Origin of the sequence: Cupriavidus sp. P-10 (assembly GCF_003402535.2) — a bacterium.
Classification (GTDB): Bacteria; Pseudomonadota; Gammaproteobacteria; order Burkholderiales; family Burkholderiaceae; genus Cupriavidus.
In genome coordinates, this window is sequence record NZ_AP025171.1 from 1,697,193 (window position 1) to 1,718,230 (window position 21,038).

A 21,038-nucleotide genomic window follows, 5' to 3' on the forward strand; every position below is an offset into this window, starting at 1 on the left:
AGGCCGCACGGGCCCGCCCCTTTCTCTTGCACCTGCGTGCGGTTATTGCGTCGCGCAGCTAAAGCTGGCTGCCACGTTTACGTCGCCGGCACCGTTGTACTTTGGCCAGTTCGGATACTCACACAGCGGACGCGTGCGGCCCGGCACGCCAACCGTGTCGGTCACCGTCAGCGAAGCCGGCGCGGTGCCCTGCTCGACCCACTTTTCCAGTGCGGTCAGCGAGTCCCACGAGGCATTGAACACGGAGCTGGTCGCGTGCCCATAGCCCGGGATCTCGTAGTAGCGCATGAAGTTGCTGACATTGCCAGCACCCATCGCGCCCTGCACCCGCGTGAAGTAGTCCTCCGTCGCGCGCGTGCTGACCAGTGCGTCGGACATGCCGTGGGCCATCAGGATCTTGCCGCCCTTGTTCATGAACGCGGACAGGTCGGTCTTGTTGATGTCCTGCAAGGCGGTCAGCTGGCTGATGCGGTCCTGCCATGGGCCCGGGTTCTGCGGGTCAAGCGTCAGCGAGTTGAAGGTCGGATCACGAGTGACAAAGTAGCGCACCCACTGGTCCCAGAACACACTGAAGTACGGCGCGGTGTTCGGCATCGGGTTGGCCGGGGCATCGGTGTTGAGCGCCAGCGCAATCACCGTGGGCTGGACCGTTGCGTTGCCGGCCATGCCCAGATCGGCGCCCCAGACGTTGAAGCCCGGATACTGCGTCTCGCCGCTGCCCAGCGCATAGCCGAACACGATCTGCGAAGCGTAGACCTTCAGCGCGCTGATCTGCGCGTCGGACAGGCAGGTGTCACCCGTGTCGGCGCCGTTGGCACAGCGGACTGGCTGGCCATTGAGCATCGCCGTTGACGGGTCGAAGCTGGCGTTGCAGGCAGCGATATTGCTGATCAGGCCGTCCTTGACGCCATCGAGGTCATCGCACGCGGCGATGGCGGCATCGTAGAGCACCTTGCGCTTGGGCTGGTTCGGGTATGCACCCGGCGCTGCCAGCGCGCGGGTGATGCGGCCGAACTGCAGGTCCAGGCTGGCAGCATTCCAGGCGGGGTAAAGCACGATGGCACCATCCCAGTCCTGCGGCCAGCGCTGCACCACGGCCAGCGCCTCGCGGCCGCCGCTCGAGCCGCCGGCAAAGTAGGCCTTCTTCGGGCCGTCGGCCTGGTAGTGCATCTGGATCAGCGCGATCGCGACGTCGCGCGTCTTCTTCAGCGCGTCGCTGGAGAAATTGCGGACCGCCTCGTCATTGGTCCCGAACGAACCGTCGCGGCTGCCGAGCGCGCCCGCCTGGTGCCCCGAATCGCTGGCGAAGGTGGCATAGCCGCGCGCCAGTGGCGAGGGCTGGTCGGTCGGGCCCGCCGGAACATTGCCCGCGGTATTGGGGATCGTGCCGTCATAGCCGCCGCCACCGAACATGACGACCTTCTGGTTCCAACTGGCGGGCATGTCGACCTCGAACCGGATCGACGGCGCCGTGGGGTCGACCGGTGCGATCGTCCCGGTCACCTTGCAGTACGCGCCAGTACCCAGCTGGCCGCCACCGGTAGCCGGCACCATGACGGCATCGGCAACGGTCGCGCCGTTGGTCGGAAGGCCGATACTGCCCGCGGCGACAGTCTTGCCCGGCAGGTTCTGGCAGGCTACCGGCGTCTTTGACGGCGGGGGCGGATTATCGTCCCCTCCGCCGCCGCAGGCACTCAGCACCAGGCCGGCCGCCGACACGACGATGAGGGGTGCCAGTCTGAAAGTCGCTGGCGAAACTTTGCTTTGCATGTCTTTTGACATTTGTCTTCTCCACGATGTCTCCGGGGGACGGGATAGCGGCAGCGGGACCGGCCCGGCGCTATCTCCCGGTGGCTGCGTCTGCATTCGGCGTGCCAGTACGCAGGTGACGAGACGGAGGTGGAGTGCGAAATATGTCCGGCGTTGCAGAAGCGGTACACCCGGGTATCACCTGGATGACGGCATCACACGCCCTCCCGGCGTGTAGCGGGAAAGTCTTTCAATCGAGCGCGAAGTAACTGCAACCGGCCCGGCAGCCGCCGGGGCATGCGCGCCGGTCGGCGACAAGCACCGCCAGCGCATTGCGGAAGGTTCAACTCCCCGCATTTTCCATTGCGGCTTCGTACTGCCCGAGGCACGCCATGCCATTCAGCCGCGAGCGCTGCAGCAGCGCCTGTTGTGCCTGCCCCGCATTGCTGGCCTCGCCGCGCCAGGCCAGCAATGGCGGCTCCTGCAAGGCGCGCCCGTAGGAGAAGCTCAGCCGCCAGGGCAACGGGCCCAGCCGGTTCATGGCGTCAAGATTGGCCGTGGCTTCGGCGGGCGTCTGGCCGCCGGACAGGAAGAAAACGCCGGGCACCGCGGCGGGCACGGTGCGCCGGAGCACCTGCACGGTCTGCTTCGCGACCTCTTCGGGCGCCGCGTGACCTGCGTCCTTGCCGGGAAGCACCATGCTGGGCTTCAGCAGCATGTGCTCGAACACCACCGCGTGCCTCTGCAAGGCGTCGAAGACTGCATGCAGCACGGCTTCGGTGACTGCAGCGCAGCGCGCCATGGTGTGTGCGCCATCCATCAGCACCTCGGGTTCGACGATCGGCACGACGCCCGCTTCCTGGCAGATCGCGGCATAGCGCGCCAGGGCCTCGGCATTGGCGTGAATGGCAAGCGGCCCCGGCAGCGTGTCGGACACGTTGTAGACGGCGCGCCATTTGGCAAACCTCGCGCCCTGCTGGCGATAGCCGGCAAGCCGCTTGCCAAGACCGTCGAGGCCCTCGGTGATCTCGTCGCCGGGCGCATGGGCGAGCGCCAGCTTGCCCTTGTCCACCTTGATCCCGGGCACGATGCCCTGGCGCGCGGCCAGTTCCGGCAGCGGCGTGCCATCGTCGGCCAGCTGGCCGAGTGTTTCCTCGTACAGGATCACGCCGCTGATGAACTCGCCCAGGCCCGGCGTGGACAGGAGCAGGTTGCGCCACGCCCGGCGGCTTTCTTCATTTGACGCTACACCGATGCGCTCGAATCGCTTGGCGATGGTCGGCCCGCTTTCGTCGGCGGCCAGCAGGCCTTTGGCGCCCTGCACCATGGCATCGACGGTGGCTTGCAGTTCGCTTGCTTGGTCCATGACGTTGCTCCGTGAGGGGGTATAGCAACAAGGATTGGCGCCTCGATGCGATTGCGCAAGCGACGGGCGTGCGGGCCATCTCGGACCGCCACGCAGAACTAAGGAGCCTGACCGGTATCAGCACCGGCGCCGTCCGGCCGGCGTTCGGCAAGCGCCTCCAGCAGCGAGGCGGAGGGCACGAAAAACAGGTTGCCGCTGACCGCCTCGCTGAAATCCAGCAGCCGGTCATAGTTGCCGGGCGGGAGAGCGGGCATAGCCGATAAAGAACGTGCTGAACTCGCCCTTGCCCGGCTGGCCGAACAGCATGTTGTCACGCAGGATCTTCACGTCCTCGCCGTTCTCGGGAAGGCGGTGACAACCGGCAGGCTTTGCTTCGTTGATGCTCCGGCCCCTCTCCCCTCTCCCCCACCCCTCTCCCGCGCGCGGGAGAGGGGAACGTATGCATGGGTTGGTGGTGCTGCGAGCACTGTCAGCGATAGCGCCCCGCCATCCTCTCCATCCCCACCGGCTTGATCCGCGCGGCCTGCCCCGCGCACCCGAAGGCCTCGAAGCGCAGCTTCACCACGCCCTTCGCTCCCTTCTTGGCCGCCAGCAAGGCCTTGCGGGGATCGAATTCGCTGCGGTCCTCGGCCAGGGACTTGCGGATCGCCCCGGTCATGGCCAGGCGGATATCGGTGTCGATATTCACCTTGCGCACGCCCATCCTGATGCCGCGCAGTATCTCCTCGACCGGCACGCCGTAGGTCTCCTTGATGTCGCCGCCGTACTGGCGGATGATCTCCAGCCATTCCTGCGGCACCGAGCTGGAGCCGTGCATCACGAGATGGGTGTCCGGGATCTGCGCGTGGATATCCCGGATGCGGTCCATCGCCAGGATGTCGCCGGTAGGCTTGCGCGAGAACTTGTAGGCGCCGTGGCTGGTGCCGATGGCGATGGCCAGCGCATCCACGCCGGTGCGGGCGACAAAGTCGCGCGCCTGCGCCGGGTCGGTCAGCATCATGTCGTGCGACAGCGTGCCGGCCGCGCCCACGCCGTCCTCTTCGCCAGCCTGGCCGGTTTCGAGCGAGCCCAGGCAACCCAGTTCGCCTTCCACCGAGACACCGATTGCATGAGCCATCTCGCACACGCGCCGCGTGACGTCGACGTTGTAGTCGTAGTCCGCCGGCGTCTTCATGTCTTCACGCAGCGAGCCGTCCATCATCACGCTGGTAAAACCGGAGCGGATCGATGCCTGGCACACCGCCGGGCTGGAGCCGTGGTCCTGGTGCAGCACGATGGGGATGTCCGGATGGGTCTCGGCCGCGGCCAGCACCATATGGCGCAGGTAGGCCTCGCCGGCATACTTGCGGGCGCCGGCCGAGGCCTGCAGGATGACCGGGCTGTCGGTTTCCCCGGCCGCTTCCATGATCGCGTGGATCTGCTCCAGGTTGTTGACGTTGAACGCCGGGACGCCGTAGCCGAACTCTCCCGCGTGGTCCAGCAGCTGTCGCAAGGAAATGAGTGCCATGGTGAAGCTCCTTTGGTCGATGCGGATTCGGTGATGCGGGGTCAGCTGGCGGCGCGCTGCTCCAGCACGTCCAGTGCGGGCAGCTTCTTGCCTTCCAGAAACTCCAGGAAGGCGCCGCCGCCGGTGGAGATGTAGCCCACGCGGTCGGCAATGCCGTACTTGGCGATGGCGGCCAGCGTGTCGCCGCCGCCTGCGATCGAGAACGCCCTGGAATCGGCGATGGCCTGCGCCAGCACCCTGGTGCCGTTGCCGAACTGGTCAAACTCGAACACGCCCACCGGGCCGTTCCAGACGATGGTGCCGGCGGACTTGAGCTGCCCGGCGAGCTGGGCGGCGGTCCTGGGACCGATGTCCAGGATCATGTCGTCGTCGGCCACGTCCTTCACATCCTTGACTGTGGCCGCGGCGGTCGCGCTGAACTCCTTCGCGCAGACCACGTCGACGGGGATGGGCACCGAGGCGCCGCGCCTGGCCATGATGTCGATGATGGCCCTGGCGTCCGCCACCAGGTCGGGCTCGGCCAGCGACTTGCCGATCTTCAGGCCAGCGGCCAGCATGAAGGTGTTGGCAATGCCGCCGCCGACGATCAGGTTGTCGACCTTGTCGGCCAGCGACTTCAGGATGGTCAGCTTGGTGGAGACCTTGGAGCCGGCCACGATCGCCACCAGTGGCCGCGACGGCTGGCCCAGTGCCTTGCCCAGCGCGTCGATCTCGGCGGCCAGCAGCGGGCCGGCGCAGGCGATCGGGGCATACCTCGCGATGCCGTGGGTGGTGGCCTCGGCTCGGTGCGCGGTGCCGAAGGCATCGTTGACGTAGATATCGCACAGTGCGGCCATCTTCTGCGCCAGTTCGTCGCTGTTCCTCTTCTCGCCCTTGTTGACGCGGCAGTTTTCCAGCAGCACCAGCTGGCCGGGCGGTACCTGGAAGCCGCCCGCGGTCCAGCCGGACAGCAGCGGCACCTGCCGGCCCAGCAGCTCCGACAGCCGGCGGCCCACCGGCGCCAGGCTGTGGCGCGGGTCCGGCTGGCCTTCCTCGGGACGGCCCAGGTGCGAGGTGACCATCACCGCGGCCCCCGCCTGCAGGCAGGCCGCGATGGCGGGCACGGAAGCGCGGATGCGGGTGTCGTCGGTGATCCGGCCCGCATCATCCTGCGGGACGTTGAGATCGGCGCGGATAAAGACCCGCTTGCCCGCCAGCCCGCCGGATGCGAGCAGCGCGGCCAGCGTGTGCGGCGCCGTGGATTTCGGTTGCCCCGTAGCGTGGGAAATATTCGTCATTGCCATCCGTCTCCGTTGACTTGTCCTGGTATCTCTGCCGGCCTGCCCCGGCTGTCAGGCGGCGGGCGCCAGCCGCGCCGGCGTCAGCAGCGCCGGCAAACCCTCCATGGAATCGACCAGCGCATCGGCGCCCAGCGCGCCGGGCCCGCCCGGGCCGGCGTAGCCGTAGCGCACCAGGCAGACCGGCATGCCGGCCGCGCGGGCCGCGGCCACGTCCACCGGCGAGTCCCCCACCAGCACGCCCTGCGCCGGATCGACGTCGAGCAGGCGGCAGGCATGGCGCAGCGGTTCGGGATGCGGCTTCATCTGCGCGATCGAATCGCCCGCCACCAGCACTTCCAGGTATGGCGCCAGTCCTGTCATGGCCAGCAGCGGCGCCGCCAGCGCGCGCGGCTTGTTGGTGACGCAGGCCAGCCGGTAGCCCTCGCGCCTGAGCGCGGCCAGGCCCGCTTCCACGCCCGGGAACACCGATCCCAGGCGGCCGTTGGTGTCGTCATAGTGGCGATGGAACAGCGCCTCGGCATCGGCGGGCGCCACCGCCAGCCGAGCGGTCTCCAGCACGCGCAGCACGAGGTTGGGCACACCGCGGCCGATAAAGCCGGCCACGGTGTCGAACGGCAGCGGCGGGCTGCCGAGGTCAGCCAGCATGCGGTTGGCGGCCTCGACGATGTCCGGGGCGCTGTCGACCAGCGTGCCGTCCAGGTCGATCAGCACCGCGGCGCAAGGCAGGGATACGGTAGTCATGACGTGCCCTCCAGCAAGGCGCGCGCAGCAGCCGCGACATCCGCCGGGGTCAGGCCAAAGTGCTGGTACAGCGCCTCGGCCGGGGCGGATTCGCCGAAGCTGTCGAGGCCCAACGCCACGCCGCCTTCGCCCACCACGCCGCGCCAGAACCAGGTGACACCCGCCTCCACGCTGACGCGCGGCACGCCCGGCGGCAGCACCGTGGCGCGGTAGGCCGCGTTCTGCGCGTAGAACAGCTCCACGCACGGCATCGACACCACGCGCGCGGCGATCCCCGCATCGGCCAGTTCCTGCGCGGCGCGCACCGCGATCTCCACTTCGGAGCCGGTGGCCACCAGCACCACGCGCGGCGGCGCGGCATCGCGCAAGATGTAGCCACCACGCGCAATCGCCGCGCGCTGGTCCGCATCGCGCTCGAACGGCGTCAACGCCTGCCGCGACAGCACCAGGCAGGTGGGACCGTGCTCGCGCAACAGCGCGGCCTGCCAGGCGTACGCGGTCTCGGCGCCGTCGCACGGGCGCCAGACCTGGTTGTTGGGGATCAGCCTGAGGCTGGCGGCGTGCTCCACCGGCTGGTGGGTGGGACCGTCCTCGCCGAGGCCGATCGAATCATGCGTCAGCACATGGATCACGCGCAGCCGCATCAGCGCCGCCATGCGGATGGCATTGCGCGAGTAGTCCGAGAAGGTCATGAAGGTGCCACCGTAGGGGATCAGCCCGCCGTGCAGCGCGACACCGTTCATCACCGCCGCCATGCCGAACTCCCGGACGCCATAGCTGATGTAATTGCCGTGCCCTTCGTGGTTGACCCAGACCGACGCCTTCACGTTGGTCAGGTTGGAACCGGTGAGGTCGGCCGAGCCGCCCAGCAGCTCTGGCAAGGCCGCCGTCAGCGCCTCAAGGCAGAGCTGCGAGGCCTTGCGCGTGGCGATCTTGCCTTGCAGTGCCGAGGGCGCGTCGAGCAGCGCCATCATTCCCGCATCGAAGCCTTCCGGCAGGCGGCCATCGACACGGCGCAGGAATTCCTGGGCCAGTTCGGGATGCGCGGCGCGATAGGCGGCGAAGCGCGCCTCCCATTCGGCCTCCCTCGCCGCGCCCTGGACGCTTGCGTCCCAGGCGTCGGCCACGTCCGGCGGCACAGTGAAGGGCTCGGCCTCCCACCCCAGCGCCTCGCGCATGGCGGCGATTTCCGCCGCGCCCAGCGGCGCGCCATGCACATCGTGGCCGCCGGCCTTGGCCGGGGCGCCCTGGCCGATCACGGTGCGGCAGCAGATCAGCGTAGGCCGGCCGCGCTCCGCCCTGGCCGCGTGCAGCGCGGCATCGATGGCATGCGCGTCATGCCCGTCGACACCGTCGATCACATGCCAGCCGTATGCGGCAAAGCGCTTCGGCGTGTCGTCGGCGAACCAGCCGGCAACGTCGCCGTCGATGGAGATGCCGTTGTCGTCGTACAGGCAGACCAGCTTGCCCAGCCCGAGCGTGCCCGCCAGCGAGCAGGCCTCATGGCTGAGGCCCTCCATCAGGCAGCCATCACCCAGGAAGACATAGGTGCGATGGTCGACGATGTCGAAGCCGGGCCGGTTGAAGGTGGCGGCCAGCAGCTTCTCCGCCAGCGCCATGCCGACGGCATTGGCCAGGCCCTGCCCCAGCGGGCCGGTCGTGGTTTCCACGCCGGGCGTCACGCCGAGTTCCGGATGTCCCGGCGTGGCCGCGTGCAGCTGGCGGAACTGGCGCAGCTGCGACATGGGCAGGTCGTAGCCGGTGAGGTGCAGCAGCGCGTACTGCAACATGGAAGCATGGCCGTTGGACAGCACGAAGCGGTCACGGTCGGGCCAGGCCGGGTTGGACGGGTTGTGGCGCAGGTGGCGGCGCCACAGGACCTCGGCCATCTCGGCCATGCCCATGGGCGCGCCGGGGTGGCCGGACCTGGCCTGTTCCACCGCGTCGGCGGCGAGGAATCGCAGCGCGTTGGCGCAGCGGGCCGCGGAGTCGATACGTTCGGGTGCATTCATATTTGGTGTCCTGGCAACGCTGCGGCTTACAGGGCGGCGCGCTTGCGGCGCTCCATCATGCGCAGCACGAACGGCGTGAAGATCAGCTGCATGGCCAGTTCCATCTTCCCGCCCGGCACCACGATGGTGTTGGCGCGCGACATGAAGGAGTCGTGGATCATGCTCAGCAGGTACTGGAAATCGATGCCCTTCGGGTTGGCGAAGCGGATCACCACCATGCTTTCATCCGGCGCGGGGATCTCGCGCGAGATAAAGGGATTGGAGGTGTCCACGCACGGCACGCGCTGGAAGTTCACATGCGTGCGCGAGAACTGCGGGCAAATGTAGTTCACGTAGTCCGGCATGCGGCGCAGGATGGTGTCGGTCACCGCCTCGGTCGAGTAGCCGCGCTGCTTCTTGTCGCGCCAGAGCTTCTGGATCCATTCCAGGTTGATGACCGGCACCACTCCGATCAGCAGGTTGGGATACCTGGCGACGTCGACCTCGTCGGTGACAACGCCGCCGTGCAGGCCCTCGTAGAACAGCAGGTCGGTGTCGGCGGGCAATGGCTCCCACTCTGTGAAGGTGCCCGGCTCCTGCACGAACGGGGCGGCCTCCTCGGCGCTGTGCAGGTAGTGCCGGCGCGTGCCGGTGCCGCATTCCGCATAGGAGCGGAACAGGTTTTCCAGGTCGGCGAACAGGTTGTTCTCCGGGCCGAAGTGGCTGAAGTTCATATTGCCGGTGCGCTCGGCCTCGGCCATCTTGACCTTCATCTCGGCTCGGTTATAGCGGTGGAAGCTGTCGCCTTCGATCACGACTGACTTCACGCCTTCGCGGCGGAAGATATTCTCGAAGGTACGGGTCACCGACGTGGTGCCGGCGCCGGAGGAGCCGGTGATGGCGATGATGGGGTAGCGTTCTGACATGGCCGTGAACCTCAGGCGGACGCGCGAAACAGGCTGCGCTCGTTGAACAGGGGATTGGGAAGATCGGGATCGGACTGGTCGGCGTGGTAGTCCTCGATCCGCTCCACTTCCTTGCGCGAACCGAAAATCACGCCGATGCGCTGGTGCAGCCCTCCCGGCGCCACCGACATCAGCGCCTGCCGGCCGGTGCTGGCGCGCCCGCCGGCCTGCTCCATCAGGAAGGCAATCGGGTTGGCCTCGTAGAGCAGGCGCAGGCGGCCCGGCCTGGCCGGGTCCCGGGTATCGCGCGGGTACATGAAGACGCCGCCGCGCATCAGGATGCGGTGCGCCTCGGCCACCATCGACGCGATCCAGCGCATGTTGAAATCCTTGCCGCGCGGGCCGCTCTTGCCGGCCATGCACTCGGAGATATAGCGCCGCACCGGCGCTTCCCAGAAGCGGCTGTTGGAGGCGTTGATGGCAAATTCCTGCGTCTCGGCGGGAACCCGCAGGCCGGGATGTGTCAGGAAGAATTCACCGAGGTTCGGATCGAGGGTGAAGCCGTTGACGCCGTTGCCCACTGTCAGCACCAGCATGGTGGTGGGGCCGTAGAGCGCGTAGCCGGCCGCGACCTGCGCCGTTCCCGGCTGCAGGAAGTCCTGCTCGGTCACCGGGTCGGCGCCATCGGGCGCGCGCAGCACTGAGAAAATGCTGCCCACCGAGACGTTGACGTCGATGTTCGAGGAACCGTCGAGCGGGTCGAACACCAGCAGGTACTTGCCGCGCGGGTAGCACGCAGGGATCTGGTATGGCGTCTCCAATTCCTCCGAGGCCATGCCGGCCAGGTGGCCGCCCCACTCGTTGACGCGCAGGAAGGCCTCGTTGCTCAGCACGTCCAGCTTCTGCTGGATCTCGCCCTGCACGTTGATGGCCGCGCCCTCGCCATCCGCGCTGCCGGCGCGGCCGTGCAGGCCGCCCAGCGCGCCGAAGGCCACCGCGCGCGCGATCTCCTTGCAGGCCACGGCCACATTGAGGATCAGGCCGTTGAAGCCGCCGCTGGCTTCCGGGTAGCGGCGGCGCTCCTCGATCAGGAACTGCGTCAGGGTCATCCTCTGGACTTCGGGCATGGCAGGTCTCCTTTTCATTTGCTGTGTGTGCTTGCATGGCGCCGACGCGGGCTAGGTGAACGTGGCGGCCTCGCGCAGGCGGCGCAGGATGCCGCGGTAGCCGCCGTCGGTATCCGGCGCGCCAAACACGGCGCTGCCGGCAACGAAGGTGTCGGCGCCCGCGCGGGCAATCGCCGCGATGTTGTCGGCCTTGACGCCGCCGTCGATCTCCAGCCAGACCGCCCGCCCACCGGCCGCCACCTGCCGGTCGATGCGCGCGCGCACCTGGCGCAGCTTGTCCAGCACGCCGGGGATGAACGCCTGGCCGCCGAAGCCGGGATTCACGCTCATCAGCAGCACCAGGTCGAGCTGGCCGAGCGTGTGGTCGAGCCAGCCCAGCGGCGTGGCCGGGTTCAGCACCAGGCCCGCCTTGCAACCGTGGTCGCGGATCAGGCCGATGGTGCGGTCCACGTGGCGGCTCGCCTCGGGATGGAAGCTGATGATCCCCGCGCCTGCCTTGGCGAACATCGGGATCAGCGCGTCGACCGGCTCGACCATCAGGTGCACGTCGATGGGAATGGACACATGCGGGCGGATCGCCTCGCACACCAGCGGCCCGATGGTCAGGTTGGGCACGTAATGGTTGTCCATCACGTCGAAGTGCACCAGGTCCGCACCCGCTGCCTCGATCGCGCGCACCTCTTCGCCCAGCCGCGCGAAATCCGCCGACAGGATGGACGGCGCCAGGCGGACGGTGTGTTGGTCGGTACGTTGGTCGGTGGCGTGCATGTCAGGCTGCCTCGCACCGGGTGCCGCGATGCCAGTTGCGCAGCGCGCCCAGGTCAGCCCAGCGCTGTGCCGCGCCGGGCAGCTGCCGCGGCAGCGGCTGCGCCGGGTCGCCCAGGTGCGGCAGCACCAGCAGCGCGCCGTCGAAGCGATCCTGCGCGGTGTAGGCGGTGGGCGTGATCACGGTAGCAATGCCGGCCGCCTGCGCCGCCCTTAGCCCGTTCTCCGAATCCTCGATCGCCAGGCAATCCCCGCCCTCCAGCCCCAGCTGCTCCAGCACGGCCAGATAGACATCCGGGGCCGGCTTCTTGATGGCGGTGGTACCGGCGTCGCCGATGGCAGCGAAGCGCTCGCGCCAGCGCTGGCCCAGCGGCACCTGCAGCAGCGCATCGAGGTTGGCCGGCGTGGTAGTGGTAGCAATGGCGATGGGCACGCCGGCATTGCCGGCCTCTTCGATCAGCCGGGCAATGCCAGGGCGCAGCGGCAGCTGGCCGCTGCCGACGCGCTCGGCATAGTGGCGGGTCTTGATGGCGTGCACGGCGTCGATCGTCTCTTTGACCTTGCACCCTTGGGCTTCCTCGGGATCGACCATGCGCCAGTAATGCATCAGCCGCTCTTTGCCACCGGCCACCCTGAGCAGGCGCGTGTAGAGCGCCTCGTCCCAGCACCAGTCGAGGCCGACCTCGGCAAAGGCGGAATTGAAGGCCTGCAGATGGGCGGTCTCGGTATCGGCAAGCGTGCCGTCGACATCGAAGATCAGGGCTTTCATGGCTTACTCCGCGGCCACAGGTTGCGAGAACACGCGGCTGGCGCGCAGGTCCTCGGCCGTGATGGTGGTCAGGGCCCGGTCGTCAATCACCGTGCCGGGATCGTCGAGCAGGCGCGAGGCATGGCGCAGCCGCGCGCGGTCCAGCGCGTTGCGCACGCTGCGGGCATTGGCGAAATGCGGTTGCGCCATGCGCCGGGCCAGGTAGTCGGCAAACACGGCCCTGCTCTCGTCGTCGAAGTGGTACTGCATCCCGGCCAGCATCAGGTCGGCGATCTGGCGCAGTTCCTCGAGCTGGTAGTCGGGGAAGTCGATGTGGTGGGCCACGCGCGACGACATGCCGGGGTTGGACTCGAAGAAGCGGTCCATGCGGTCCTTGTAGCCGGCCAGGATCACCACCAGGTCTTCGCGGTTGTTCTCCATCACCTGAAGCAGGATCTCGATGGCCTCCTGGCCGTAGTCGCGCTCGTTCTCGGGCCGGTAGAGGTAGTAGGCCTCGTCGATGAAGAGCACGCCGCCCATGGCCTTCTTCAGGATCTCCTTGGTCTTGGGCGCGGTATGGCCGATGTACTGGCCGACCAGGTCGTCGCGGGTCACGGCCACCAGGTGGCCGCGGCGCACATAGCCGAGCTGGTGCAGGATCTGCGCCATGCGCATGGCCACCGTGGTCTTGCCGGTGCCGGGATTGCCGGTGAAACACATATGCAGGCTGGGCGCGCCCGCGCTGAAGCCGCGCGCGGCGCGCAGCTTGTCCACCAGCAGCAAGGCGGCAATGTCGCGGATGCGCGCTTTCACCGGCTTCAGGCCGATCAGCTCGCGGTCGAGCTGGGCCAGCAGTTCGGTGATGCCGGCGCTGGCCAGCGTTTCTGCCAGCGACGTGGCCAGCGATCCCGGCAAGGCAGGCGGCGGCTGCAACTGTGCTGTCGTTTCAGGTGCGGACATGGCAGGCTCCGTGGGTGCTCATCAAAATCCGGGCGCAGCTTCCCCGGCGCGCTGCCTGGCGGCCGCGCCCCCAATGGGATTGCACAGGGAAAGGTCGCCGGCGGGCAGCGCGTGGGCGCTACGCGCCGGCTCGATTGCCGCCGCTCAGTAGCGGCTGCCTTCGGGCCGCGCCTGCACGGCGTAGCTCTCGATCGTGTAGCGCATCGTGCGGCCGGGCTCCTCCTGGCGCACCAGGCGGAAGCCGGGCTCGTCGGCGGGCCGGTTGACGATGAACGACATCACCACCGACTCCACCGTATGCGTCGAATCGAAGGCCGTGACGCGGATGTAGTGGTTCGGGAAGGTGTTCCGCGCGTTGTTGATTTCCATCAGGATGCCGGCGGCATCGCGCAGGTCGAACATCGGCAGGCCGAACATGTCCCAGTACGTGTTGCGCGGATGCGGGTCGTCGGTGTACTCGATGCCGACCGCCCAGCCCTTGTCCAGGCAGTATTCGAGCTGCCTGGTGATCTGCTCGTCGGTGAGTTCGGGCAGGAAAGAGAAAGTGCCTTGAGTGATGCGCATGATGTCCTCTCGTTCTGTGGGATTCAGGGGCTCAGGGGCTCAGGCCACCGACGCGGTGGGCACGAAGTCCGAGGTATCGGTCGGCGTGTAGTTGAAGCTGATGTCGCCCCAGGTATCGAGCGCCGCCCGCAGCGGTGCGCACCAGCGTGCTGCATCGCGCAGGATTTCCGGCCCTTCGTTGAGGATGTCGCGCCCCTCGTTGCGCGCCAGCACCATTGCTTCCAGCGCCACGCGGTTGGCCGTCGCGCCCGCCTGGATCCCTTGCGGGTGGCCGATCGTGCCGCCGCCGAACTGCAGCACCACGTCGTCGCCGAAGAGGTGGATCAGCTGGTGCATCTGGCCGGCGTGGATGCCACCCGATGCCACCGGCATCACCTTGCGCAGCGAGGCCCAGTCCTGGTCGAAGAACAGCCCGCGCGTCAGGTCGGTGTGGGTATAGGCATCGCGGCAGACGTTGTAGTAGCCCTGCACCGTCAGCGGATCGCCTTCCAGCTTGCCCACGGCGGTGCCGGTGTGCATGTGGTCGACGCCGGCTAGGCGCAGCCATTTGGCGATCACGCGGAACGACACGCCATGGCTCTTCTGGCGGGTGTAGGTGCCATGGCCCGCGCGGTGCAGGTGCAGGATCATGTCGTTCTGGCGGCACCAGTTGCTCATCGACTGGATGCAGGTCCAGCCCACGATCAGGTCGACCATGATGATGACCGAGCCCAGCGACTTGGCGAACTCCGCGCGCCGGTACATCTCTTCCATGGTGCCGGCGGTCACGTTCAGGTAGCTGCCCTTGACCTCGCCGGTGGCGGCGGACGCCTTGTTGACCGCGTCCATCACGAACAGGAAGCGGTCGCGCCAGTGCATGAAGGGCTGCGAGTTGATGTTCTCGTCGTCCTTCATGAAGTCAAGCCCGCCCTTCAAACCCTCGTAAACCACGCGGCCGTAGTTGCGGCCCGACAGCCCCAGCTTGGGCTTGGTGGTGGCGCCCAGCAGCGGGCGGCCGAACTTGTCCAGGCGCTCGCGCTCGACGATGATCCCGGTCGACGGGCCGGCGAAGGTCTTCACGTAGGCGACCGGGAAGCGCATGTCTTCCAGCCGCGCCGCCTTGATCGGCTTGAAGCTGAACACGTTGCCGATGATCGATGCAGTCAGGTTGGCGATCGAGCCTTCCTCGAACAGCGACAGGTCATAGGCCACGTAGCAGAAGAACTGCTCGGGGTTGTTCGGCACCGGCTCGACCCGGTAGGCCTTGGCGCGGTACATGTCGCACGCGGTCAGGCGGTCGGTCCACACCACCGTCCAGGTGGCGGTCGACGATTCGCCGGCGACCGCGGCGGCAGCCTCGACCGGGTCCACGCCGTCCTGCGGCGTGATGCGGAACAGCGCCAGCACGTCGGTGTCCCTGGGCACGTAGTCCGCGTCCCAGTACCCCATCTCCTTGTACTTCATCACGCCGGCGTCATAGCGCTTGCGCGGCTTGGCTTGGATCATTTCAGGTGCGTTCATGCTGGTCTCCCTTCCGTGGTTTGGCGGCGTGACTGCGCGTTGGAATGAAAGATATCGGGCGCCCAACATAAGGTAAATTCAGATATTCTTAGCCCCTATATAAGGAATCCCTTAAGTGAGGCGCAGACCGCACATCCACGGAACACTCGCTATGTCCTTTCTGCGCGCCCTCACCCTTCGCCAGCTCCAGATCTTCGTCACCGTGGCCAGGCATGCCAGCTTCGTGCGCGCGGCCGAAGAACTGCACCTAACGCAGCCGGCAGTCTCGATGCAGGTCAAGCAGCTGGAATCCGTGGTGGGGCTGCCGCTGTTCGAGCGGATCCGGGGCCAGCTCACGCTGACCGAGCCCGGCGACCGGCTGCTGCACCATGCCTCGCGCATCCTTGGCGAGATCAAGGATGCGGAAGAAGGCCTGCAGGCGGTCAAGGACGTCGAGCAGGGAACGATCACGATCGGGCTGATCAGTACGGCCAAGTACTTCGCGCCCAAGCTGCTGGCGGGTTTTACGGCGCTGCACCCCGGCATCGACCTGCGCATCGCCGAGGGCAACCGGGAAACGCTGCTGCAGCTGCTGCAGGACAATGCCATCGACCTGGCATTGATGGGGCGCCCGCCGCGCGAGCTGGACGCGGTTTCAGAACCGATCGCCGCGCATCCATACGTGCTGGTGGCGTCGCCGCGGCATCCGCTGCGCGCCGAGAAGCGGTTCGACCTGCAGGAACTGCGTCACGAGACCATCCTGCTGCGTGAACCCGGGTCTGGCACCCGCACGGTGGCGGAGTTCATGTTCCGCGATCACCTGTTCACGCCCGCCAAGGTGATTACGCTGGGCAGCAACGAGACCATCAAGCAGGCAGTGATGGCGGGCATGGGGATCAGCCTGCTGTCGCTGCATACGCTGTCGCTGGAACTGCGTACCGCGGAAATTGCCTTGCTGGACGTGACCGGGACACCGATCGAACGGGTCTGGCATGTGGCACATATGGCGAGCAAGCGGCTGTCGCCAGCGGGCGAGAGTTGCAGGGCCTACCTGCTCGAGCACACCGCGGAGTTCCTTGGGAAGGAATATGCCGGCCTGCTGCCGGGCCGGCGCGTGGCGTGATGAACCACTGGCAGGTTCGCCGGGATTTGCCGCCGATCCGGCGGATGTCGACCTTTGTGGCCGACGGGCGCCGCGGAGCGCAAGCGGCTCTTCACGCATGCGGCCAGAAAAGAGACAGCCCTGCACGTCAGGTCGGCTATCATGCCAATCCCCTCCGAAGTAGCTCCCTATGATTTCCGTCCGTAATGTCACGCTGCGTCGCGGCGTCAATGTCGTACTCGACCAGGCGTCCGTCACCTTCAACCCCGGCGAAAAGATTGGTCTTGTCGGCCGCAATGGCGCCGGCAAGTCGTCCTTCTTCGGCCTTCTCAACGGCACGCTGCACGAAGACAGTGGCGAGTTCTCGATTCCCGCTGCGTGGAAGATGGGCCAGGTCGCGCAGGAGATGCCGGAGACCGAGCAAAGCGCGACCGACTTCGTAGTCGAGGGTGACACCGTGCTGCTGGCCGCGCAGGCCGAAGTAGCCGCCGCCGAGGCCAGCGATGACGGCATGCGCATGGCGCACGCCTACATGGCCCTGCACGACGCGGGTGCGCACGATGCCCCCGCACGTGCTCAAGCGCTGATCCTGGGCCTTGGCTTCAGTGCTGCGCAGCTTGGCCAGCCGGTCAACAGTTTCTCCGGCGGTTGGCGCATGCGGCTGCAACTGGCGCGCGCGCTCATGTGCCCGTCCGACCTGCTGCTGCTCGACGAGCCGACCAATCACCTCGACCTCGACGCGCTGGTCTGGCTGGAAGCCTGGCTCAAGCGCTATCAAGGAACCCTGGTAGTGATCAGCCACGACCGCGAATTCCTCGACGCGGTCACGCAGGTGACGATGCACGTCGACAACGCCAAGCTCGTGCGTTATGGCGGCAACTACAGCAAGTTCGAAGACATGCGCGCCGAGCAACTCGTATTGCAGCAGGCCGCGATGGCCAAGCAAGCGGACAAGATCGCCCACCTGCAGAAATTCATCGACCGTTTCAAGGCCAAGGCCTCGAAGGCGAAGCAGGCGCAGAGCCGGGTCAAGGCACTCGAACGCATGGAGAAGATCGCACCGGTGCTCGCCGACGCAGAGTTCAACTTCGAGTTCAAGGAGCCGCTCAACGTCCCGAACCCGCTGTTGTCGATGCTGGACGCGAGCTTTGGCTACCCGGCGCCGACCGGCGCACTGCCGGGCACGCCGCCCACGGTCATCGTGCGGGGCATCAACCGTTCCGTGCTGGCCGGGCAGCGCATCGGCATCCTCGGTGCCAACGGCCAAGGCAAGTCCACGCTGGTGAAGACGGTGGCGCACGCGCTGGCGCCGATTGCCGGCGAAATCAGCGAAGGCAAAGGGCTGAATATCGGCTACTTCGCACAGCAGGAACTCGACGTGCTGCGCCCGCTCGACACGCCGATGGAACACATGATCCGCCTTGCCAAGGACACGCCGGTGCACCTGCGCGCCCCCGGCCAGAGTGGCACCGAACAATCGCTTCGCACCTTCCTCGGCACCTTCAACTTCAGTGGCGACATGGTCCATCAGGCGGTCAGCACGATGAGCGGCGGCGAAAAGGCGCGGCTCGTGTTGTGCATGATCGTGTGGCAGCGCCCCAACCTGCTGCTGCTCGACGAGCCTACCAACCACCTCGACCTGGCCACACGCGAAGCGCTAGGCATGGCGCTCAACGAATTCGAAGGCACAGTGATGCTGGTCAGTCACGACCGGGCCCTGCTGCGCGCCGTATGCGACGAGTTCTGGCTGGTCACCAAGGGCGGCGTCGAGCCCTTCGACGGCGACCTGGACGATTACCAGCAGTTCCTGCGCGACGAAGCCCGCCGCATGCGTGAGCAGCCTGCCGCAGAGCAGAAGGTCATCGCCTGAAGTTGTGGGACAAAGGGCAGGCGTGAGCTTCGCGGGGGCCGGTGCGGGATCGTCCGTTGCCAGGACCTTGTCCAATCAAGTTCGCGTGGAACTAGCCCACAACCCATTCGATCTTTGAATGGGAGCTCGCTGAGTTATTCACCAGCCGCTTTGGTCCGCAGGAGGCGCCCGGCCCCTGGTCCATGGATGCCGACCAGTTCCGGCTGCGCAATGAGCGCCGAAGGCCGGTCATTCTCGCCAGTTTTGCCAGCGCAACTTCATCGCCCCCTCCGACAACTGAAAGCGCATTTCACATGGTGGAATTGACGCGACTTTTCCTGCTCCGCCCGTTTTCGTTGCTTGAAAAAGCATTCCACATCGCAAAATTTAGCGCCTATCCTATTGAAAAATAAGGAAAAATCAAGTCTTATGTCTTATATAAGACCTTGCCGCAACGCATCAGGAAGGCCCTACAATGAGTCCACGCTGCTTGCATCGACACCCGTCGGCAAACTCAACGATTTTTTCAAAACGCGCTTATTTTTTAGGAAATTGACATGGCCCAGTATCAAGACGACATCAAGGCAGTTGCTGGTTTGAAAGAGAACCATGGCAGCGCGTGGAATGCCATCAATCCCGAGTATGCCGCCCGCATGCGTGCCCAGAACAAGTTCAAGACGGGCCTGGACATCGCCAAGTACACCGCCAAGATCATGCGCGCCGACATGGCCGCCTATGATGCCGACCCGTCGAAGTACACCCAGTCGCTGGGTTGCTGGCACGGCTTCATCGGCCAGCAGAAAATGATCTCCATCAAGAAGCACTTCAACAGCACCGACCGCCGCTACCTTTACCTGTCCGGCTGGATGGTAGCCGCGCTGCGCTCCGAGTTCGGCCCGCTGCCGGACCAGTCGATGCACGAAAAAACCTCCGTCAGCGCGCTGATCCGCGAGCTGTACACCTTCCTGCGCCAGGCCGACGCCCGTGAACTGGGTGGCCTGTTCCGCGAGCTGGACGCCGCCCAGGGCGCTGCTGCCAAGGCCGCCATCCAGGAAAAGATCGACAACCACGTCACCCACGTGGTGCCCATCATCGCCGACATCGATGCGGGCTTCGGCAACGCCGAGGCCACCTACCTGCTGGCCAAGCAGTTCATCGAAGCGGGCGCATGCTGCATCCAGATCGAGAACCAGGTGTCCGACGAGAAGCAGTGCGGCCACCAGGATGGCAAGGTCACCGTGCCGCACGAGGACTTCCTGGCCAAGGTCCGCGCCATCCGCTACGCCTTCCTGGAACTGGGCGTGGACGACGGCGTCATCGTGACCCGTACCGACTCGCTGGGCGCCGGGCTGACCAAGCAGATCGCCGTGACCCACACGCCGGGCGACCTGGGCGACCAATACAATTCCTTCCTCGATTGCGACGAAATCTCGGCCGACGCACTGGGCAATGGTGACGTTGTCATCAAGCAGAACGGCAAGCTGATGCGTCCCAAGCGCCTGGCCAGCAACCTGTTCCAGTTCCGCGCCGGCACGGGCGAAGCGCGCTGCGTGCTGGACAGCATCACCTCGCTGCAGAACGGTGCTGACCTGCTGTGGATCGAAACCGAAAAGCCGCATATCGAGCAGATCGCCGGCATGGTCCGCGAGATTCGCAAGGTCATCCCGAACGCCAAGCTGGTGTACAACAACAGCCCGTCGTTCAACTGGACCCTGAACTTCCGCCAGCAAGCGTATGACGCGATGAAGGCCGCGGGCAAGGATGTGTCGGCCTATGATCGCGCCCAGCTGATGAGCGTGGAATACGATCAGACCGAACTGGCGGCCGCCGCCGACGAAAAGATCCGCACCTTCCAGGCCGACGCGGCCCGCGAAGCCGGTATCTTCCACCACCTGATCACGCTGCCGACGTACCACACCGCCGCACTGTCGACCGACAACCTGGCCAAGGAATACTTCGGCGAGCAAGGCATGCTGGGTTATGTGGCTGGCGTGCAGCGCAAGGAAATCCGTCAGGGCATCGCCTGCGTCAAGCACCAGAACATGTCCGGCTCGGACATCGGCGACGACCACAAGGAGTATTTCAGCGGCGAAGCGGCCCTGAAGGCGGCGGGTAAAGACAACACCATGAACCAGTTCTGATACCAGTAGTACACCTGGGCAAAACGCCAACCCATACGGGTTGGCGTTTTTTTATCCGGCACTTTGCAGCAGATGTGCGGCGACACACGTGTACACAAAGGAGCAAAAGGCAAAACACATGACGACATCTGATGACCCTCATGGCAAGATCACACTGCCGCTGGCCAGGTGTAACGAGCAGGCGCTAAAACACGGCAAATTCAATGCTGGATGAAAATACAGCCAATGAGAGCAAAGACGATGCAGGATCAACTGCTTGCATGCTCGGAATCTGCACGTGTCAGAGCGCATCCTCCGTGTCAGGGCGCGTTACACATCGCCGCATGACACGTTAGGCCTCACAAACAGCACCGACCCCAACCGAAGGACCGAACGATGACGAAATACCTTGTCTCCTTTCCTGCAAGGGCGATGGAAGTCTCCGCCGAGGACTTTGCCGCCGTGGGCGAAGCTGCGCACGAGGTCATCCGCGAGGCGAAGGCTGCTGGCGTGTACGTGTTCGGTGGTGGTATCAACGAGGATGTCGCACCACTCATGGTCGCCTCAGACGGCACGGTCACAAACGAAACCTATCCCGAGACGAAGGAGTTCGACGGCGGCTTCTGTGTCCTGGAACTCCCGTCGCGCGAAGCCGCCATCCTGTGGGCTGCAAAGATCGCCAAAGCTTGCCGCTGCTCGCAGGAACTCCGCGAGTTTGGGTATGACCCCGAGAGCTGACGGGTTGTGGAGTGGGTCGAAAGCCTGACACTACCGCTGCATGAGGG

18 protein-coding genes and 1 pseudogene are annotated in these 21,038 nt (G+C 66.2%); 5 read left to right on the forward strand and 14 right to left on the reverse strand.

Annotated features, from left to right (window positions below; translation table 11 throughout):
* Positions 1-42: 42 nt before the first annotated feature.
* The 14 genes and pseudogenes from CTP10_RS24695 to CTP10_RS24760 all read right to left on the reverse strand — a co-directional run bounded on the left by CTP10_RS24695 (position 43) and on the right by CTP10_RS24760 (position 15,203).
* Positions 43-1,770: a tannase/feruloyl esterase family alpha/beta hydrolase gene (locus CTP10_RS24695; protein WP_233528376.1), complete on the reverse strand. Its 1,728-nt coding sequence runs from the start codon at positions 1,768-1,770 to the stop codon at positions 43-45.
* 322 nt (positions 1,771-2,092) lie between these two features.
* The gene (locus CTP10_RS24700; protein ID WP_116322884.1) at positions 2,093-3,115 is read right to left on the reverse strand and encodes a class I fructose-bisphosphate aldolase; all 1,023 of its coding nucleotides are present in this window, start codon (positions 3,113-3,115) and stop codon (positions 2,093-2,095) included.
* A gap of 98 nt (positions 3,116-3,213) precedes the next feature.
* A pseudogene (locus CTP10_RS24705) lies at positions 3,214-3,484 on the reverse strand (Dyp-type peroxidase); the annotation flags it as partial.
* Positions 3,485-3,584: 100 nt separating this feature from the next.
* Positions 3,585-4,622 carry a class II fructose-bisphosphate aldolase gene (gene fba / locus CTP10_RS24710; protein ID WP_116322885.1) on the reverse strand — a complete coding sequence of 346 codons (1,038 nt, stop codon included), beginning with the start codon at positions 4,620-4,622 and terminating at the stop codon, positions 3,585-3,587.
* A 41-nt stretch (positions 4,623-4,663) separates the two neighbouring features.
* Positions 4,664-5,899, reverse strand: coding sequence for a phosphoglycerate kinase (locus tag CTP10_RS24715; protein WP_116322886.1), 1,236 nt, complete (start codon positions 5,897-5,899; stop codon positions 4,664-4,666).
* 54 nt (positions 5,900-5,953) lie between these two features.
* Positions 5,954-6,643 carry a phosphoglycolate phosphatase gene (gene gph, locus CTP10_RS24720; protein ID WP_116322887.1) on the reverse strand — a complete coding sequence of 230 codons (690 nt, stop codon included), beginning with the start codon at positions 6,641-6,643 and terminating at the stop codon, positions 5,954-5,956.
* Positions 6,640-8,655 (reverse strand): transketolase, encoded by a 2,016-nt coding sequence (tkt, locus tag CTP10_RS24725; RefSeq protein WP_116322888.1) that lies wholly within the window; start codon positions 8,653-8,655, stop codon positions 6,640-6,642. Before tkt ends, gph begins: the two co-directional genes overlap by 4 nt.
* 26 nt (positions 8,656-8,681) lie before the next feature.
* Positions 8,682-9,560: a phosphoribulokinase gene (locus tag CTP10_RS24730; protein WP_116322889.1), complete on the reverse strand. Its 879-nt coding sequence runs from the start codon at positions 9,558-9,560 to the stop codon at positions 8,682-8,684.
* Positions 9,561-9,571: 11 nt separating this feature from the next.
* Complete coding sequence (locus tag CTP10_RS24735) at positions 9,572-10,666, reverse strand: class 1 fructose-bisphosphatase (RefSeq protein WP_116322890.1); 1,095 nt, start codon at positions 10,664-10,666, stop codon at positions 9,572-9,574.
* Positions 10,667-10,717: 51 nt separating this feature from the next.
* On the reverse strand, positions 10,718-11,434 hold the full coding sequence (gene rpe, locus CTP10_RS24740; RefSeq protein WP_116322891.1) for a ribulose-phosphate 3-epimerase: 717 nt from the start codon (positions 11,432-11,434) through the stop codon (positions 10,718-10,720).
* Between the two features lies 1 nt (position 11,435).
* Positions 11,436-12,200, reverse strand: a complete 765-nt coding sequence (locus CTP10_RS24745) for an HAD family hydrolase (RefSeq protein WP_116322892.1) — start codon at positions 12,198-12,200, stop codon at positions 11,436-11,438.
* Positions 12,201-12,203: 3 nt separating this feature from the next.
* On the reverse strand, positions 12,204-13,139 hold the full coding sequence (gene cbbX, locus CTP10_RS24750) for a CbbX protein (protein ID WP_116322893.1): 936 nt from the start codon (positions 13,137-13,139) through the stop codon (positions 12,204-12,206).
* Positions 13,140-13,283: 144 nt separating this feature from the next.
* On the reverse strand, positions 13,284-13,703 hold the full coding sequence (locus tag CTP10_RS24755; RefSeq protein WP_116322894.1) for a ribulose bisphosphate carboxylase small subunit: 420 nt from the start codon (positions 13,701-13,703) through the stop codon (positions 13,284-13,286).
* Between the two features lie 39 nt (positions 13,704-13,742).
* Entirely contained in the window at positions 13,743-15,203 is a 1,461-nt protein-coding gene (locus tag CTP10_RS24760) for a form I ribulose bisphosphate carboxylase large subunit (protein ID WP_116322895.1), read from the reverse strand.
* 151 nt (positions 15,204-15,354) lie between these two features.
* Between CTP10_RS24760 and CTP10_RS24765 the strand changes: the two genes are divergently transcribed.
* The 5 genes from CTP10_RS24765 to CTP10_RS24785 all read left to right on the forward strand — a co-directional run bounded on the left by CTP10_RS24765 (position 15,355) and on the right by CTP10_RS24785 (position 20,991).
* Positions 15,355-16,305, forward strand: coding sequence for a LysR family transcriptional regulator (locus tag CTP10_RS24765; protein WP_116322896.1), 951 nt, complete (start codon positions 15,355-15,357; stop codon positions 16,303-16,305).
* 169 nt (positions 16,306-16,474) lie between these two features.
* Entirely contained in the window at positions 16,475-18,154 is a 1,680-nt protein-coding gene (locus tag CTP10_RS24770) for an ABC-F family ATP-binding cassette domain-containing protein (protein WP_116322897.1), read from the forward strand.
* 182 nt (positions 18,155-18,336) lie between these two features.
* Positions 18,337-18,546 carry a hypothetical protein gene (locus CTP10_RS24775; RefSeq protein WP_147316295.1) on the forward strand — a complete coding sequence of 70 codons (210 nt, stop codon included), beginning with the start codon at positions 18,337-18,339 and terminating at the stop codon, positions 18,544-18,546.
* A gap of 144 nt (positions 18,547-18,690) precedes the next feature.
* Positions 18,691-20,274, forward strand: coding sequence for an isocitrate lyase (locus CTP10_RS24780; RefSeq protein ID WP_116322898.1), 1,584 nt, complete (start codon positions 18,691-18,693; stop codon positions 20,272-20,274).
* 375 nt (positions 20,275-20,649) lie between these two features.
* Positions 20,650-20,991, forward strand: coding sequence for a YciI family protein (locus tag CTP10_RS24785; RefSeq protein ID WP_233528377.1), 342 nt, complete (start codon positions 20,650-20,652; stop codon positions 20,989-20,991).
* Positions 20,992-21,038: the final 47 nt, after the last annotated feature.

What these genes read in the sequence shown, in the direction of transcription:
- CTP10_RS24700 (WP_116322884.1), bottom strand. Translation starts at nt 3,115, where the DNA reads ATGGACCAAGCAAGCGAACTGCAAGCCACCGTCGATGCCATGGTGCAG.
- CTP10_RS24780 (WP_116322898.1), top strand. Translation starts at nt 18,691, where the DNA reads ATGGCCCAGTATCAAGACGACATCAAGGCAGTTGCTGGTTTGAAAGAG.
- fba (WP_116322885.1), bottom strand. Translation starts at nt 4,622, where the DNA reads ATGGCACTCATTTCCTTGCGACAGCTGCTGGACCACGCGGGAGAGTTC.
- cbbX (WP_116322893.1), bottom strand. Translation starts at nt 13,139, where the DNA reads ATGTCCGCACCTGAAACGACAGCACAGTTGCAGCCGCCGCCTGCCTTG.
- tkt (WP_116322888.1), bottom strand. Translation starts at nt 8,655, where the DNA reads ATGAATGCACCCGAACGTATCGACTCCGCGGCCCGCTGCGCCAACGCG.
- CTP10_RS24715 (WP_116322886.1), bottom strand. Translation starts at nt 5,899, where the DNA reads ATGACGAATATTTCCCACGCTACGGGGCAACCGAAATCCACGGCGCCG.
- CTP10_RS24735 (WP_116322890.1), bottom strand. Translation starts at nt 10,666, where the DNA reads ATGCCCGAAGTCCAGAGGATGACCCTGACGCAGTTCCTGATCGAGGAG.
- CTP10_RS24775 (WP_147316295.1), top strand. Translation starts at nt 18,337, where the DNA reads ATGGATGCCGACCAGTTCCGGCTGCGCAATGAGCGCCGAAGGCCGGTC.
- CTP10_RS24785 (WP_233528377.1), top strand. Translation starts at nt 20,650, where the DNA reads ATGACGAAATACCTTGTCTCCTTTCCTGCAAGGGCGATGGAAGTCTCC.
- CTP10_RS24745 (WP_116322892.1), bottom strand. Translation starts at nt 12,200, where the DNA reads ATGAAAGCCCTGATCTTCGATGTCGACGGCACGCTTGCCGATACCGAG.
- CTP10_RS24755 (WP_116322894.1), bottom strand. Translation starts at nt 13,703, where the DNA reads ATGCGCATCACTCAAGGCACTTTCTCTTTCCTGCCCGAACTCACCGAC.
- rpe (WP_116322891.1), bottom strand. Translation starts at nt 11,434, where the DNA reads ATGCACGCCACCGACCAACGTACCGACCAACACACCGTCCGCCTGGCG.
- CTP10_RS24770 (WP_116322897.1), top strand. Translation starts at nt 16,475, where the DNA reads ATGATTTCCGTCCGTAATGTCACGCTGCGTCGCGGCGTCAATGTCGTA.
- CTP10_RS24765 (WP_116322896.1), top strand. Translation starts at nt 15,355, where the DNA reads ATGTCCTTTCTGCGCGCCCTCACCCTTCGCCAGCTCCAGATCTTCGTC.
- gph (WP_116322887.1), bottom strand. Translation starts at nt 6,643, where the DNA reads ATGACTACCGTATCCCTGCCTTGCGCCGCGGTGCTGATCGACCTGGAC.
- CTP10_RS24730 (WP_116322889.1), bottom strand. Translation starts at nt 9,560, where the DNA reads ATGTCAGAACGCTACCCCATCATCGCCATCACCGGCTCCTCCGGCGCC.
- CTP10_RS24760 (WP_116322895.1), bottom strand. Translation starts at nt 15,203, where the DNA reads ATGAACGCACCTGAAATGATCCAAGCCAAGCCGCGCAAGCGCTATGAC.
- CTP10_RS24695 (WP_233528376.1), bottom strand. Translation starts at nt 1,770, where the DNA reads ATGCAAAGCAAAGTTTCGCCAGCGACTTTCAGACTGGCACCCCTCATC.